This window comes from Aquirufa sp. (genome assembly GCF_964796385.1).
The window spans coordinates 12,581-29,654 of the sequence record NZ_CBAUBA010000032.1; the positions used below are offsets into that span (position 1 = coordinate 12,581).

The 17,074-nt window shown below is 37.0% G+C and carries 11 protein-coding genes; all 11 read left to right on the forward strand.

The annotated features are described in order from the left end of the window. The gene (locus AC1W6K_RS09600; RefSeq protein WP_481947318.1) at nt 1-1,668 is read left to right on the forward strand and encodes a RagB/SusD family nutrient uptake outer membrane protein; all 1,668 of its coding nucleotides are present in this window, start codon (nt 1-3) and stop codon (nt 1,666-1,668) included. A gap of 151 nt (nt 1,669-1,819) precedes the next feature. Then, on the forward strand, nt 1,820-2,863 hold the full coding sequence (locus AC1W6K_RS09605) for a hypothetical protein (RefSeq protein ID WP_481947319.1): 1,044 nt from the start codon (nt 1,820-1,822) through the stop codon (nt 2,861-2,863). Between the two features lie 59 nt (nt 2,864-2,922). Then, nucleotides 2,923-4,305 carry an arylsulfatase gene (locus AC1W6K_RS09610; protein ID WP_481721080.1) on the forward strand — a complete coding sequence of 461 codons (1,383 nt, stop codon included), beginning with the start codon at nt 2,923-2,925 and terminating at the stop codon, nt 4,303-4,305. Between the two features lie 146 nt (nt 4,306-4,451). Further along, the gene (locus AC1W6K_RS09615; protein WP_481947320.1) at nt 4,452-6,125 is read left to right on the forward strand and encodes a metallophosphoesterase family protein; all 1,674 of its coding nucleotides are present in this window, start codon (nt 4,452-4,454) and stop codon (nt 6,123-6,125) included. Nucleotides 6,126-6,286: 161 nt separating this feature from the next. Then, the gene (locus AC1W6K_RS09620) at nt 6,287-7,849 is read left to right on the forward strand and encodes a sulfatase family protein (protein WP_481721084.1); all 1,563 of its coding nucleotides are present in this window, start codon (nt 6,287-6,289) and stop codon (nt 7,847-7,849) included. A gap of 103 nt (nt 7,850-7,952) precedes the next feature. Further along, the gene (locus tag AC1W6K_RS09625; protein ID WP_481947321.1) at nt 7,953-9,452 is read left to right on the forward strand and encodes a sulfatase family protein; all 1,500 of its coding nucleotides are present in this window, start codon (nt 7,953-7,955) and stop codon (nt 9,450-9,452) included. A gap of 524 nt (nt 9,453-9,976) precedes the next feature. Next, a complete protein-coding gene (locus AC1W6K_RS09630) occupies nt 9,977-13,051 on the forward strand; it encodes a SpoIIE family protein phosphatase (protein WP_481947322.1) in 3,075 nt (1,024 codons plus the stop codon). Between the two features lie 104 nt (nt 13,052-13,155). Then, a complete protein-coding gene (locus AC1W6K_RS09635) occupies nt 13,156-15,042 on the forward strand; it encodes a SpoIIE family protein phosphatase (RefSeq protein ID WP_481947323.1) in 1,887 nt (628 codons plus the stop codon). A 21-nt stretch (nt 15,043-15,063) separates the two neighbouring features. After that, nucleotides 15,064-15,480 carry an ATP-binding protein gene (locus AC1W6K_RS09640; protein ID WP_481721090.1) on the forward strand — a complete coding sequence of 139 codons (417 nt, stop codon included), beginning with the start codon at nt 15,064-15,066 and terminating at the stop codon, nt 15,478-15,480. After that, nucleotides 15,477-15,818, forward strand: a complete 342-nt coding sequence (locus tag AC1W6K_RS09645) for an STAS domain-containing protein (protein WP_481721092.1) — start codon at nt 15,477-15,479, stop codon at nt 15,816-15,818. The genes AC1W6K_RS09640 and AC1W6K_RS09645 overlap by 4 nt, the downstream gene beginning before the upstream one ends. A 99-nt stretch (nt 15,819-15,917) precedes the next feature. Continuing rightward, on the forward strand, nt 15,918-17,074 hold a 1,157-nt coding region (locus AC1W6K_RS09650), incomplete at its 3' end, for a PAS domain-containing protein (RefSeq protein WP_481947324.1).

The window sequence follows — 17,074 nt, forward strand, 5'->3', positions numbered from 1 at the left end:
ATGAAATTTTTTACACATAATCTTTTCCCAAAAACGTCTAAATATGGTAAAGCCATAGTATTGACGCTTCTAATGACCGTCTTGTTTTCTTGTGAAAAATCATTGGATCAGTTTCCTAGTAATGCTTTTGCCAGTGATAATTTTTGGACTTCTGAACCCAATACCAAAATTGCGCTAGCGGGTGTGTATAGAGGCAGTATGACCTACCGAACGCAGGTAAACCCCACAGACTGGTGGAATTATGCGGGGTTGATATTTTTAGAGTTTGCTACTGATAATCTGTACGATCGACGTGGCGACAATTCGATGCAAAACAGGCTTACAAATGGCACTTTGCTCCCCGACAATGCTGTGATACTTGGTTATTGGTCAGGTTCATACAGTAGAATTGCTATTTGTAACGATTTTTTAGAAAACATAGATAAGGTTAAAATAGAACAGGCCAAAATAGACCGCATGAAAGCGGAGGCCATGTTCATAAGAGCTACCCAATACTTCTATTTATCTCAATATTTTGGTGCTGTTCCTTTAGTAAAGAAAAAACTTACGCCCATTGAAGCTAATAATGTGGACAAAGCACCTAAAAGTGAGGTTGTAAAATTTGTGATTGATGAGTTGACGTCTGCTGCGTCCAAACTTCCTTCGTTTGGTGCACTGAAAGCTGACGAAACAGGTAGAGCTAGCAAACAGGCCGCACTAGCGTTTTTGGGAAGAATCTATCTCGCAGAAAAGAAGTTTACAGAGGCCGCTGCCGCATACAAGCAAATCATTGATTTAGGTGCAAACAAAATAGACCCTGACTATCAAACACTTTTTACCCCTGCCAATGAAAATAGCAGTGAGAATATATTTAGTATGCAATATGTGCCCGGGGAAACCTCCAATGCTCTCACGCAACATGCTTTCCCAGCAGTAGCTTCAGGTTGGCATATCGTTAATCCAACAGGAAGTATAGCCGATGCCTACGGTTTTAACGACGGCACACCCCTGTCTTATGATAGTCCCAAATTCAATTATAAAAATATGGGCGAAAACAGAGACCCACGATTCCGCTATAATTTCTTGTGGGACGGCACAAAATTTGGTTCAAAAACATATGTATGTCACCCTGACTCTACTAAATCATTGGATCAACTTACTTACTCCAAACAAGCTACTAGAACTGGTTATGGCTTACGTAAGTTTTTTGACGAAAATTTTACTGGTAGTCTGGTGACTGATTATGGCGGAAATTTGCCAATTATAAGATATGCCGAGGTGTTGCTAAGCTATTTAGAGGCGGAATTGGAAGCTGGTAAACCCATATCTCAAGCACTATTAGACCAAACCATCAATGCTGTACGTGGACGCGCTTCCGTAAAGATGCCTCCAATCAGAGTAACGGACTCCAATTTGCTTCGACCTATCCTTAGAAATGAGCGCAGAATAGAATTAGCCTTTGAAGGCATTCGTCTTTGGGATATTTTTCGTTGGGACATTGGTGATCAAGTGCTGAAAGGAGATTTTTGGGGTGCACCATTTCCCAATTCTCAGCTTTATGCCAAAACTTCTAAAAAACTTGATCCTAAGTTTAGATGGTATGTTACTTCTAAGAATTTTAGAAAAGGAATTGACGACCGCTGGCCTATTCCTCAGTCCGAAGTTAACGTCAATCCAAAATTGAAATAGGTACTTGAAATCCGTAACGTATTTTTTTAGAAAAGTCTTTTGAACATCCCGGAAGCTTAAAGCTTTCGGGATGTTACACAAAATCAAGAAATTCAAGTTGCCAATAATGAGTACAACAATTTTTAGATATAACTTTCCCAAAAAATATTTTTTGCTTTTACTTTTCATCAAAGTTGGGGTAATTGTCAACGCCCAAAAATGGCAAAACCCAAGCGAAAAATATGCTGAAGCATATAAACTATATTTAGGTGCTAATTGCCCAATCAAAAAAGATAGTATTCGACATTTTGTTTATTTTGCAAGGGACAGAGATTCAATCATTGACCACCCTTTACTTTCACATTTCATGTTTGAGGGGGCCCAAATTATGTACAATTGGAAAAACTTCGAGCCTCAAAAAGGACAATACGATTTTAGTATTTTAAATCATGACTATGAGTATCTTAAAAAATTCAACAAGAAATTATTTGTACAGATACAAGATGTTACATTCGATTCTAAGTATAAAGCACTACCCGACTATTTATTGACTTATGAATATGACGGAGGGGCCGTAGCTCAATACAGTGATAATGGAAAACCAGAAGGCTGGGTGGCAAAACGTTGGAATAAGAAAGTGAGAGAACGATTTGCTCTACTTCTTCAAGCAATGGGACAAGAGTTTGACGGAAAAATTGAAGGAATCAACTTGCAAGAAACTGCCGTTGGAGTAAAAGATGCCAGTTTTTCAGCGAAAGAATATCTCATTGGATTAAAAGAAAATATGCTTTCTCTAAAAAAAGCATTTCGGAATTCCACAACGATGATTTACGCAAATTTTATGCCCGGCGAATGGCTCCCTTTTGATGACAAAGGCTACTTGAGATCTATATACAAATACGGTGAGGAGATTGGCGTAGGAATTGGAGGGCCAGATTTGATGGTGACAAGAAAAGGACAATTGAATCACCTCATCACGCTTTTGCATGAAGAGCGTTACAGCGTACCAATTGGAATTGCTATACAGGACGGAAATTATGTGGGCAAAACAGGAAATGAATCTACCAACATTGCCACGAAAAATCGAAATAATATTGTACCGTTACTTCACGCTTTTGCAAAAGATTTTTTGAAAGTAAATTACATGTTTTGGACAAACCAACCTCCCTATTTTGAACAAGATTTATTACCGTGTTTTTCAAAAGTAGGCAATTAGCATTTATTGATTATCAAAATCCAGGTTATGGTAACTAAATTAAAAATAAATCACTTTAAATGAAATACTCACTACTTGTTGTATTGCTTCTTACTATAGGAATTTTTGGTTTTAAAAATACAAAGCCCGCTTCCAGACCCAATATTATCTACGTCATGGCTGATGATTTAGGGTATGGAGATTTAAGCTGTTATGGGCAGAAAAAATTCAAAACACCTTATCTCGACCAAATGGCTAAGGAGGGTATTCGATACACCGATTACCATTCTGGGAGCACGGTTTGTGCTCCTTCTCGCTGTGCTTTAATGACTGGTAAGCACATGGGTCATGCCTATATTCGAGGTAATGGAGAAGTACCATTACGTGATGAAGATTATACCGTAGCTGAATATTTTAAGCAAAACGGTTATCATACGGGTATCTTTGGGAAATGGGGCTTAGGTCAAGCTGAAAATGCCGGATCTCCAGAGAAACAAGGCTGGGATGAATTTTTGGGATATACCAACCATGTTCATGCGCATCATTTTTACACGAACAACTTATGGGTAATCAAAGGTGGCAAAACTGTGCCACTGCCAGTTGATTCTATGCGTCATTCACACTTGTATGTTATGGATGCTGCTTTTGATTTTATCAAAAACAATCAAGCGAAACCCTTCTTTATGTATTTAGCCATCACAATGCCGCATGCTGAAGTATTCGCACCTACGCCTGAGTCAATTACACCTTTTTTAACTGCAGATAAAACGAGTGCATTTCCAGAAATTCCTTTTGTTCAGAAAGCAGGTAATTATAGATCACAGGCACAGCCAAGGGCTAATTTCGCAGGTATGGTCACTCACTTGGACCGAGATATGGGACGATTGATGGAGTTATTAAAATCTTTGAATTTGTCAGAAAACACGTATGTTTTCTTTACTTCTGACAATGGACCACACCAAGAAGGTGGCGCAGACCCTGTATTTTTTGATAGTAATGGCCCTTTAAAAGGTATCAAACGCGATATGTATGAAGGCGGAATTCGGGTTCCACTGATTGCTTGGGGAGGTAAAGTAAAAAAAGGCTTGATTAATAACGACGTGTTGGCCAATTGGGATTTTTTCCCAACGGCAGCGGAATTAACGGGTGGGCGCAAACCCTTAAATCTAGATGGGCTTTCTTTTGCCAATTCACTCAAAGGTAAACCATTAAAGAAGAAACATGAATCGCTTTATTGGGAGTTTTATGAGCGCGGTTTTGACCAGGCCGTAAGACTAGGAGATGAGTGGAAAGCTGTAAAGTTGAGTGCAAAAGGAGGCAAGCTAGAGCTCTATAACCTTAAAACTGACGTAGGCGAAGAAAATGATGTGGCAGCTAAATATCCTAAGATTGTTGCAAAAGCAGAAAAGGCATTTGCTGAGAACCGAATCGTTTCCACTATGTGGCCATTAAAGAAAAAGTAATTTTTTACTGCAATTATTTTCACAGGATACTTTATGATTATTCTTCTGAAAAACGGAATTCTTCAAGTTAAGTATAAGTAGTAATAATCATTTAAAATTCGATTGGTAGTCTTAATCTAGTACCCAAATATTATAAATATTCAAAAATGAAAATTCTAAGCTCGATTCTTATCTTTTTATGCCTATTCTCAACCTCTCAAGCTCAAACAGGTGAACCACCTGTAAAAGCACCATTCGCCGGTATTGATGTGTACTGTACAAATGACTGGTGGAACCATGCACGAACGATCAAGGACAATCCTACTAAAATAATTAATGTAGATGTGCCGCGGGATCAGGCGATATGTTTTGGTATTTATACTACCCAAAACAAAGTTATGAAAATGACAGCTCAACTTTTTCCGCTTTACCCAAGCGAGACTCGAGAAGTGCGTTTGGAGGTAAAGAAAAACGGAAAATGGAATGAAGTAGCCAAAGCAATGGTCAATGATATTGGATGGTCAGCTTTATTTAGGATCGAAAATTGGGACGAAACTAAAGATACACCTTATCGCTTGCGACATGGCCAAACTGCAATCTTTGAAGGGCTAGTTAGAAAAAAGATAGTTGACAAAAACGAAATAGTCGTGGCCATGTTTAGCTGTAATTCTAATAAAGACAGGGGTATGCGGGAAGAATTTACTCGAAATGTCAATCACTTGAATCCGGATTTAGTTTTTTTTGCGGGAGATCAAAGTTACGATCACAAAGAACACACAGCTGCGTGGTTGCTTTTTGGAATGCAATTTCGTGAGTTGTTTCGCAATCGACCGTGTGTGACTATTCCTGATGACCACGATATTGGCCATGGTAATCTTTGGGGTGAAAACGGTAAAAAATCAAATACGCCAGCAGGTGACGACGGTGGATATTTTTTTCATCATGAATATGTAAAAATGGTTGAGCGTTGCCAGACGGCCCATTTGCCGGATGCTTTTGACCCGACTCCGATTGAACAAGGTATTGGTGTTTATTATACCAATCTTAACATTGGCGGAATAGATTTTGCGATTATCGAGGATCGTAAGTTTAAGACGGGTCCGGCAGGGAAAATACCCCAACAAGGCCCTCGTCCCGACCACATTCTCAATACGCAATATGATCCCAAATCAATTGATTTAGCTGGTTTAGAATTACTTGGTTCTCGCCAAATGACATTTTTAAAGCATTGGGGTAAGCAGTCTGAGGGCGTTTCGATGCGCGCAGTTTTATCTCAAACAGGGTTTTGTGGTGGAGCTCATAGACATGGTACATTTGACAATTATTTACATGCGGACCTAGACTGTAATGGCTGGCCACAAAAAGGCAGAAATGATGCACTTAGGGCTATCAAAGAAGCAGGAGCGATTCATTTAGCAGGAGACCAGCATCTCCCTACATTAATTCAGCATGGCATTGATAATTTCCGAGATGGTCCGTTTGCATTTGTGGGGCCCGCATTGGTAAATAATTATTACAAGCGATGGTGGCATCCACTTGATGAACAAGCAGGCAAGAATAAAGAAGATGCTAATCCACTAGCGTTTACAGGGGATTATTTGGATGGTTTGGGTAACAAACTTACCATGCATGCCTATGCAAACATCGAAGGACCAAATAAACTCAGCGATGGATTCGGGCTTATCCGATTTAATAAAAAAGCAAAGAGCGTAACTTTTGAGTGTTGGGATAGGTTTGTCGATGTAACGAAAACGGGGGCCAAACAAATGCAAGGGTGGCCACGGACAATTCGCCAGTTGAATGACGGCCAATCAGTAATTTGGAAGATCGATCAACTTTAATGATTAATTTCTTGCTTTTTTCTCTCAAAACTGACGGAAATTTTGACGTTTGTTGGTGATTTTTAATACTACTGTTAAGTAGAAGGTGACATATTCAGATATTTATAATTTTTAAGTTGATTAATTCAGTACCAATCTTTGTTAGTTTCAACGATACATAAATGACCAACAAATTCTTATTTTCATTAGCTGCTCTCGTAGGTATTTTAAGTACTGGCTTCGCTCAAAAGCCCAATATTCTATATATTGTTGCTGACGATGCGGGACTTGACATGAGCGCTTATGGCAGAAAATGGGTAAATACACCTGCATTCGACCGAATTGCCAAAGAAGGAATTTTATTTCAAAATGCCTATACACCCAACGCCAAATGTGCCCCTTCTCGCGCCTGTATGCTCACGGGTAGAAATCCCTGGCAGTTGGACGCCGCCATGAATCACTCGATTTTTTTTCCAAATTATTTCAAAACTTACCCTGAAGTACTGCATGAAAACGGCTATTATGTTGGGTATACTGGCAAAGGTTATGCACCTGGCAAAGCTTTCAAAGAAGATGGCAGCAAACGAGATATGTTATTTAAAGAATTTTCTACCCTAAAAACGATCCCACCTACAAAGGAAATCTCTGCCAACGACTATGCAGGTAATTTTGGGGCATTTTTGAAAGCCTCTGATAGTAATAAGCCGTGGGCTTTTTGGTTAGGTTTCACAGAGCCGCATAGGGCTTACGAATACGGAAGTGGTGTTGCCAAGGGGGGTAAAAAAGTTGAGATGATAGATCGAATTCCTACATATTATCCCGACTCAGATACAACCCGAAACGACTTGCTCGATTATGCCATGGAAATTGAATATATGGATAGTCATGTAGCAAGGGTACTCAAAATACTTGAAGAATCGGGTCAATTGAAAAATACACTCATCGTTTTTACGTCTGACCATGGAATGCCATTCCCAAGAGTCAAGGGCAATCAATATCTCAATTCAAATCATATTCCTTTTGCTATTATGTGGAAAAATGGTATTAAAAATGCTGGTAGAATTGTAACTGACTATGTAAACATGACTGACCTGGCTCCCACTTTTCTGGAGGTTGCAGGCATCGCTCCTAAAAAATCGGGTATGCGACCGATCACTGGGAAAAGTTTAGTAACTATTTTCAATTCCACAAAATCGGGACAAATTGAAGTTGCACGAAACTTTCAGTTGGTAGGACAAGAGAGACACGACATTGGTCGACCAAACGATGTGGGGTACCCTGTACGGGGAATGCACAAAAATGGATTTTTGTACCTAAAAAACTATGAGCCTGACCGTTGGCCTGCCTGCAATCCCGAAACTGGCTATTTGAATTGCGACGGCGGACCTGTCAAATCCCTGCTTTTGGACCATAGACGTAATGGTCTCGATAAATATTATTGGCAACTGTCTTTTGGCAAACGACCTGGAGAAGAATTGTATGATTTATCAAAAGATCCTGATTGTGTTAATAATTTAGCTAAAAATCCTAAATTTCAAACAATTAAAAAATCAATAATGAATGAAATGGAAGCTCAACTATTGGCTCAAGGTGACCTCCGTATGCAAGGATATGGACACCTCTATGAGCAATATCCAGGAGCTGAAATAAACGGTTTTTATGAACGATTTATGAAAGGCGAAAAATTCAAATTGGGTTGGGTCAACGAAAGTGACTTTGAAAAAGAAGTGATTAAAGATAATTAACTAAACAAATCATTCGCCATAATATCATTCCAGCTTTATCCTTACTAACATTGTTTTCAAAAATCAGAGTGTTTGCAATTAAATAAATAGTTAAACTAATCGTATGAAAAAGAAATTTGGCCGCGTAATTAAATACTTATTGGTATTTATTCCTCTTTGTGCCTTGGGTCAAAAACCCAATGTCGTTTTTATCTATGTGGATGATTTAGGCTACGGTGATTTAGGTTGCTACGGATCTAAGACGATTAAAACACCCAATATAGACCAGTTAGCAAAAAAAGGACTAATATTCACGCAAGCGCATACGACTTCGGCTACATGTACTCCTTCTCGATACTCTTTGTTGAAGGGTGAATACGCCTTTCGCAGGAAAGATACAGGCGTGGCGACAGGAGATGCCGTGGCGCTGATTCCTGGGGGCCAACAAACTGTTGCGACGGTTTTTTCGAAAGCGGGGTATAATACAGCGGTTATAGGCAAGTGGCATTTAGGTTTGGGACCTTTGGGCGGGCCTAATTGGAATGGAAAAATCGCCGATGGACCCTTAGATATTGGTTTCAAAGAAGCATTTATTATGCCAGCGACGGGTGATCGAGTTCCTTGTGTTTATGTTGAAAATGACCATGTTCGTAATCTAGCTAGTCAGGATCCTATCCAAGTGAGTTACCTTAAGAAAATCGGTAACCAACCGACGGGTAAAGAAAATCCAGAACTTTTAAAAATGAAGCATTCGCATGGACATGATAATACCATTGTAAATGGCGTTGGTAGAATTGGATTTATGGTGGGTGGGAAACAGGCACTATGGGATGATGAGGATATGGCTCAAACTTTTGCTGATAAAGCAAAGTCTTTTATGGTGCGTAATCAGAAAAATCCTTTCTTTCTATATTTTGCTACGCATGATATTCATGTTCCAAGAATTCCTCATTCACGCTTTTTAGGAAAAAGCGGATTTGGCACTAGAGGAGATGCACTGTTGCAACTGGATGATTCGGTGGGTCAATTAATGAAAACGCTTGATTCATTGCATTTAACTTCAAACACATTGGTTATTTTAACAAGCGATAATGGGCCAGTTGTGGATGATGGATACATCGATGGCTCTAAGGAAAACCTAGGATTACATCAACCAGCTAGTAATTTGAGAGGTGGAAAATATAGTTCATTTGAGGCAGGCACACGTGTTCCTTTTATTGTCCGTTGGCCTAAAAAAGTCCCAGTGGGTAAGTCAAATGCACTAATCTCTCAAATTGATTTTCTAGCTACAATGAGCCAATTGCTCGGGACTACTTTTAATGAGAACTCTGCAAAAGATTCTAGATCCAATTTAAGTACATGGGTAGGAAAAAATAAGCTAGGGCGAGAATATATTGTTGAACAAGCGGGTAGCTTAGCCATTAAAAAGGGGGATTGGAAATTTATCAGAAGTGGGAAAGGTGCTAAATTTAATCCCTTGGTTAATATTGAACTTGGGAATGATTTGGAAGATCAACTTTACAATTTAAAAACAGATCCGGAAGAAAAAATTAATTTAGCGCTTCAGCAAAAAGAAAAACTTAATGAATTAAAAACGCTACTAGAAATAGAATTGAATAAATAAAAAAATGGCCTTTAATAGGGCATTTTTTTTGAGTTTACCTAGTTTTCATTAATCTCGTTTGTTTATCCATTTTTTTTAATCTCGGTTATACCCAATCCATTAAAGTCAGTAAGCAGTAAGTAGTTAACTTTGTTGGGATTGTTTATCTCTCGTTTTAAAGATAAGGTTGATTGGGTCATTGTTTGCCGCTGTTAAATTCCGAATGTGCCACATACTTATTTAAACCGTTTCGTTTGAGGTGGTTTCTGTGGTCACAAAGGATTACTTAGGTTGCTATTTTACGAATTAGCGTCTAAATTCATTGGATGATATCTTCGTGATTATGTCAAAATAGGATTTTTAAAGTCGAAAATAGCCTATACTAAATCATTTAATATTATTAAATAATAATGAAATATTCATAGTGTTTTTGAATTCCGAATATTTTTTTAAATTCACTAGTTAGTTTCAGAAAGAAACTTACTAATTCGTACAGATTTTACCATTTTATAAGAACCTCTAACCTATTCAATTATATTAATTACATGAAAATAGTAATCGCTATTTTGCTGATACTTCCATTTGGATTATTTTCTAAAAGCAGCACCGATAAAGATTTAGAAATTGGAAACTTTTTTATTTCGCATTACAAAAGGGATTTTTTGAATTCGTCTTTTGGAAATTACGTTGTACATCAAGATAAAGATGGCGTCATTTATGTAGGTAATGTTAGAAATGGTTTAATCGAATTTGATGGACAAAGAGTAAGGAGGGTGTTGCAGAATGGTAAGCCGATGAATGCTTTTATTCGTGATGTTGAGGCAGATTCAAAAAATACCCTTTATGTAGCATCTGCCAGTTTTAATTTTGGTTATCTTCAAAAAAATAAATTTGGTCAAAATGAATACATATCTCTCTCCGATAAATTACCCAAGAAAGATGAGATTACAGCTACTTTATGGGGCATAGCCATACATCAAGATACCGTATTTTTTCAAACAGAAAATGCGGTTTATTTATTTAAAGACAAAAAGTACCTACGTTCCTATAAGTTTAAGGACGAAATTCATATTATATTTAGTTCACCTGATGGAGTCTATTTAAGAGTTTGGGGCAAAGGTTTGTTTAAATTCTCCCAAAAATCTGGATTTTCAGTTATAAAAGGTTCGGAAAAGTTATTTGCTCAAAATCGTATTGAAGCAAACTATCTATTGGCAAATGGTGATCACTTGCTCGTCTCTAGAAACATTGGATTGATTCGGATGACGAAGAAAGGCGAATTTATGCCTGTGAATAATCCTTATGCCAATAAATATGTCATTGAAGGGAAGTCCTACATCAATGATAAGGTCATGCGAAATGGTAAAATCCCTATTATTACTACTGATAAGGGTATTTTATTTCTAAATCAAGATTTAAGCACCAACGCCGAGGTGGGTTTGAAGTCTGGTTTATTGGAAACAGGTTTTAGTTTCGTTACCCAGGATCGAGTTGGAGATATTTGGGGAGCAAATTCTGGAGCTACTAAAATTTCATTTGATCCTTCATTGACTAACTTTTCTTCATTAAACGGAATCCAAGGTGGGGTGAGAAATATTATAAGACATCAAGGGAAATTATACGTTCGTACTACCGATGATTTATTCCAATTTGTTCCCAAAAAGTCGATTACCGAAACTTCCGTTTTTAAGTCACTGGATGTTAAAGAGTTGGGTGGGGCGTTAAGTGTATTTGATGATCAAATTGTTAGTACAGATAATTATTCAATTAACGCCGTATTAAATGGGAAGAAGATTAAAATTTCAGATACGTATCGAAGCTCGGGATCCATACAATCGAAGTTGAATCCGAGCCTTTTGTTTAGTAGCAATACTGCCTATGGGCTTTTAATGCATCAGTTTAACGGCCGCGTCTGGAAAGAAATCAAAATCATAGGTGGGGAAAAGTATAGTGGTAGGGAAATTATTGAGCCTGAGCCAGGGAAAATATTGATATCTACGCGGAAAGGAATCGTGATGTTCACATACGATTCAACGGGCCAAGGTACATTTACTCCTATTAGTCAAGATAAATCATTTGCGAAAACCAAGCAGTTAAAAAGGCTTTTTTATTTAAATGAAGGCCTTTTGGCTGCTTCTGATTCTTCAAATAAAATCTTTATTGTTGATGCTGAAGCCAAAAAACTTAAGTTTTCAGGTTTTAGCTTAGACTCTATGGTTTCTACCGAGCTAGCGAATTATACCTATAATAAAGATGCTGGTTATGCGTGGCTCATCTGTCAAAAAGGATTATTTAAAACCTATTTTGACGTTAAAAAGGGATTTACATTCCAAAAGTACCCTTTTTATAAAGTGGATTTAGATGAATTGAGTTACACAATTTTACCTGAAGGAAGTGGGGATGATGAAGTAATTTGGATGGGTTCGCAGGATAGTAAATTGTATCGGTATATCCCGTCTTTGGCTTTAAAAGAACCCGTTCAAAAATTTAAAGCTTTAATTCGTTCTATTTCTTCCAATGGGGAACTTATTCCAATCGTTCCTGAAAAACTTCCTTTTGATCAAAACAACCTTGTATTTGAGGTAGCCTATCCTTTATTTGGGACTGAGAATAAAACCACTTTTAGTTATTGGCTTGAAAATCAAGATGATACGTGGTCGGCTTACACGAGAGACTCTAAAAAAGAATATACCAATTTAAGAGAGGGCTCTTATGTATTTCATGTGCGCGCGATGGATGCTTCTGGCCATGTTAGTGACGAGACCAGTGTCAAATTTAAAATTTCCCCACCCTGGTATAGAACTATTTTTGCCTACCTGGTTTACCTGGGTTTATTGGTGTATCTGTTTATTTTGTTTGGAAAATACCAAGCCAAAAAATCAAGAGGTAAGGCAGAGGATGAGCGCAGAATAGCTGAATTAGAGGCGGCTAAGGATCTGCAAAATAGAATGTTGCCTAAAACCTTGCCTAAGGTGGAAGGCTTAGATATTGCCAGTTATTTACAAACATCATCGGAAGTAGGTGGTGATTATTATGATTTTCATCCCCAACCGGATGGTAGTTTGGTCGCCGTTTGTGGCGACGCGACCGGACATGGAACGGCAGCGGGTATGTTGGTGTCCATCACTAAAGCCGGTTTAATTGGTCTTCCTTTAGATGAACCGAATAAAATGCTGTATGACTTAAACCGACTTGTTAAAAAAGTGGATTTGGGGATTTTAAGAATGAGTTTAAATATCGTTCATTTCAAAAAGAACAAATTGAAACTTAGTTCAGCGGCTATGCCACCTTGTTATTTGTATATAGCCAAGGCGAAGAAGATTGAAGAAATACAAATCAGTGGTTTGCCTCTAGGTGGATTGTATGGAGCTACTTTTGATATGGAAGAACGCTCATTTTCAAAAGGTGATATTTTTGTCATCGCCTCGGATGGCTTACCGGAAGCTCCTAATTTAAAAGGGGATCAATTGGGTTATCAGGCTGTTGAAGATTGTATTTTAGCTAGTGCAGAAAAATCTGCTGAAGAAATAAAAGATGCTTTGGTGGTATTAGGAAGTGATTGGTTGGCAGGCCAAACAACCCCTGACGATATTACGATAGTGGTTATTAAGCACGTTTGATCAATATTATAAAACGAAAAGAATGTTTATAGAACGTACGAATTAAATCTATGAAGAACTTTATTAAATCATTCTTTATTTTATTGTTAGCATTTGTGGGAAGCATGAATGTATTACATGCCCAATCTAAAGTAAGTGTTAAAGATTCATTGCTTAAAATCGAGAAAACAAGTGATAAATCGGCAAAGGCAAAAATCTACATTAGTTTGGCTGTCAATTTAGTTCAAAGTAAACTAGATTCAGCAGTAATTTTTCTTAAGAAGGCTGAAATTGAAGCCAAAGAAGTTAATTCAACCGAACTGCTTGAACAAATTAATTTATTATTTGCTAATGCAGAGAATATTTATTCGGGAAACTATACTTCTGCACTTTACCATGCATTTGATGCTTTAAAATATAGAAAAATTAATTTAGATAAGGGATACATAACGGCACTAAATGAAAAATCGGCCTTTTATTTTACAAATCCTTACAATGATATAAATTATCAAATTGCTTATATATATGCGCATTTAGGGAATAAAGACAAGTGCTTAGAGTATTTAAATAAAATAGATCAGGATTTGTTGAGTTTAAACTCTGTCAAAAATTCCGAATTGACAAATACTACTAGGCAGAGAGTGATACATTTAGTCGATATATATTTATTAATCAATGAATATGACAAAGCACAAAAATTTCTAGCGATTGGACAAAAAATCAATCTTAAATACCCTTATTTAGAACAATGGGGTTACCCATATATATTAGAGGGAAATTTAAATATAAAATTGGGAAATTTTGAAAAAGCGATCAAAGCCTATCACAAAGCAATTCCCATTCAGTTATATACTAGTAGATTAAAAGGTGCGTTGGAATCATATTATGGCATGTCGGAGGCTTATTACAAAATCAATATGCCAGACTCTAGTTTGAAATATGGTAACTTATTTAATGAACTTTCTAAAAAGTATTCTTACACCTTAGGTGCATTGAGTAATTATAAATTGTTATCCAAAGTCTACAATAGTTTGGGTCAAGATAGCCAAGCATTTTTGTATTTAAAGAAAGCAAATGATTTACGTGATAGCCTTTACAGTGAAAAGCAGGTTAATCAGGCGCAGAATTTTGCCCTTGTCGAGCAGGATAAAAATGATGCGTTGGATGAGCAAAAAGAGAAAGCAAAGCTATTGATCGGTGGTATTTGTGTTTTGTTTGTTTTGGCGATTTTTGTCCTATTGATGGTTCAATCCAGCGCTCAAAAGCGCAAATTTGCTAAAATAGAAGAGACTCGAAAAACAAAAGAATTAGAAGCGGCGAAAAAAATGCAAATAGGCTTTTTGCCTAAATTATTGCCAACAAACAATGATTTGGAAATAGCTACTTTTATTCGTTCTTCCACTGAAGTAGGCGGAGATTATTATGATTTTATTGTCAAGCCAGATAAAACGATTTTGTCAATTTGTGGAGATGCAACCGGACATGGTGTGGCCTCAGGGATGATGGTTTCCGTGACAAAGGCTAGTTTAATTAGTATTACAGAGACCAAAATAAACTTAATTCTTAAAAAATTAAATCAAGTCATTCGCAAGATCGATTTAGGTACCTTAAGGATGAGCTTAAACATTATTGAGATTAAGGATGATAAAATACGGATGACGTCTGCGGCTATGCCTCCCATATTTCTATACAAAGCAGCTTCTAAAAAAGTGGAAGAGATCATGCAAACAAATTTGCCTTTGGGCGGTTTGGGGAATGAAGATTTTGACCTGATTGAAAGGGATTTTGAGTCAGGAGATGTGGTTATTCAATTATCCGATGGTTTGCCTGAAGCACCGAATCCTGCTGGGGAGATGTATGATTACGATCGAGTAAAAGACCATTTAGAATCTGTGGGAACTAAATCTGCGGATGAAATTAAAAATTCTTTTATTTTAGAGGCGGATAAATGGCTGGATGGCTTACATAACCCAGATGATATAACGTTTGTAATAATCAAAAAAAATAAATGATATTTAATAAAATGATAAAAAATGGATAAACCTAAAATTGAATTAAAACTTCCGATTATAGCCAACATGGAGCTGGTGGCTATCAATACAGCTGAGGTGGTAGCCAAACACATGGATTTAAGCGAAGATAAAGCTGCTGAAATCAGTATGGCGCTTATTGAGGCGTGCATTAATGCATTTGAGCATTCTCAAGCACAGAATAATGTATTTATACATTTTATTTTAGAGGATGATACCTTAGTCATTAAAGTGATTGATCAAGGAATTGGTTTTGACAAATCAAAAGTTCAAATACCTAAAATTGAAAACAAGTTGGGCACTGAAGAGCGTAAAAGAGGCTGGGGCTTACAACTAATAAAAGAATTAATGGATACCGTAGAGTTTGAATCTACGAATGAAGGTACAACTGTAACAATGACAAAAAAGAAAGAATCATGAGCCAATTTAACGTAAATACAGAAGTAGAAAACGATGTAGTAATATTAATTACAGAGGGTTATTTAAATAATGAAGGGGGAGAAATGATTTCTAATATTTGTTATGAACATATTTCCAACGGCAGTATCAAATTCTTACTCGATATGGCCCAAACGAAGGTCGTGAATAGTATTGGAGTTTCGATTTTGATTGAAATTATTGAAAAACTCCAGGAGGTTGATGGAAAACTAGGGTATTATAATTTAGCCCCCATTGTGGATAAGACATTTAAGATTATGGGCTTAACGAAATACTCCTCTGTTTATTCAACGAAAGAAGAGGCTTTGGCTGATTTTTGATTTTAATAATTTCAACGCGCGTTATTTAGTTTTTGCCTTATCAATTACTGCCTTTTGAGTGCGTAAGAATGGTAAAATTGGTAGCGATTAAATAAGAATATGAACAATATTGCCTTCAAGCAGCTTGAATTAGAAACCTTACTTGAAATCACCAATACCCTGATTGAACATGAGGATTTAGATGGTTTATTACAGGATATTTTAATTCGAACATGCGGGATTTTAGACGCATCTTGTGGGTTTATTTTGATTGAAGAAAAAAATTCTGACTTATTTATTCCGAAGGCAGTTTTAAATGTGGATGAAAAAGTCTTGTCCAGGATCATTTTCAATAAAAGGAGAGGGTTTTTACATGAATTAGCCATTCAAAAGGATAAGCACGCTTGTCAAAATATTGAAAATATTCTCCTCGAGAGATTAGAAAAATCATTTGCACTTGCTGCACCCATTACCGGAAAAAATCAATTGTTGGGTTCCATCATCATTTTTGATAAGGAACTTAGAAATGGTACGTCTGATTTTTCAAAAGAGGACGCGGCCATGCTATCAGCCATTTCGGTTCAGGCAAGTGTGGCCTATAACAATACTTATTTATTGGACACCCTGATTGAGTCGAAACGATTTAATGATAATATCATGGAATCGATTCAAACAGGGGTGATAACCACGAATTTGTTTGGCGAAATTGATTACATCAATAAAACCGCTATGAAAATAGCGCATATTTCAGCTGAAGAATGCCTGGGTAATCATTACCAAATTGTATTTGAAAAAGATCCTGTATTAATTGAACTATTGGAGAAAGTTGAACAGGAAATAAGCGTTTATTCTGAGCAGAATTTTCTGATTAAAGTTGGTGTTGAATCTGTAAATGTCAACTTAACCATCTCTCCGCTCATTGATGATCAAGGGGAGCAGATTGGAACGGTCATAGCCATGGAGGACATTTCTTACCTCGATAAAATAAAGAGCACCTTCAAGAAATATGTTTCTAAGCAGATAGTTGATAAGATATTAGAAAATGAAGATTTGTTGAATCTGGGTGGACAAGAGTTAACCTTGACAACAATCTTTACGGACATCCGTGGTTTCACGAATATGAGTGAAAAAATGGATCCCATCGATGTGGTGAAGACGCTCAATGAATATTTTGATTTAATGATTGATGTCGTGTTCAAGTACAATGGAACGCTTGATAAGATTATTGGTGATGCATTAATGATTATTTATGGGGCACCTATTTATGGGCATGATGA

What these genes read in the sequence shown, in the direction of transcription:
- AC1W6K_RS09600 (WP_481947318.1), top strand. Translation starts at nt 1, where the DNA reads ATGAAATTTTTTACACATAATCTTTTCCCAAAAACGTCTAAATATGGT.
- AC1W6K_RS09610 (WP_481721080.1), top strand. Translation starts at nt 2,923, where the DNA reads ATGAAATACTCACTACTTGTTGTATTGCTTCTTACTATAGGAATTTTT.
- AC1W6K_RS09615 (WP_481947320.1), top strand. Translation starts at nt 4,452, where the DNA reads ATGAAAATTCTAAGCTCGATTCTTATCTTTTTATGCCTATTCTCAACC.
- AC1W6K_RS09620 (WP_481721084.1), top strand. Translation starts at nt 6,287, where the DNA reads ATGACCAACAAATTCTTATTTTCATTAGCTGCTCTCGTAGGTATTTTA.
- AC1W6K_RS09625 (WP_481947321.1), top strand. Translation starts at nt 7,953, where the DNA reads ATGAAAAAGAAATTTGGCCGCGTAATTAAATACTTATTGGTATTTATT.
- AC1W6K_RS09630 (WP_481947322.1), top strand. Translation starts at nt 9,977, where the DNA reads ATGAAAATAGTAATCGCTATTTTGCTGATACTTCCATTTGGATTATTT.
- AC1W6K_RS09635 (WP_481947323.1), top strand. Translation starts at nt 13,156, where the DNA reads ATGAATGTATTACATGCCCAATCTAAAGTAAGTGTTAAAGATTCATTG.
- AC1W6K_RS09640 (WP_481721090.1), top strand. Translation starts at nt 15,064, where the DNA reads ATGGATAAACCTAAAATTGAATTAAAACTTCCGATTATAGCCAACATG.
- AC1W6K_RS09645 (WP_481721092.1), top strand. Translation starts at nt 15,477, where the DNA reads ATGAGCCAATTTAACGTAAATACAGAAGTAGAAAACGATGTAGTAATA.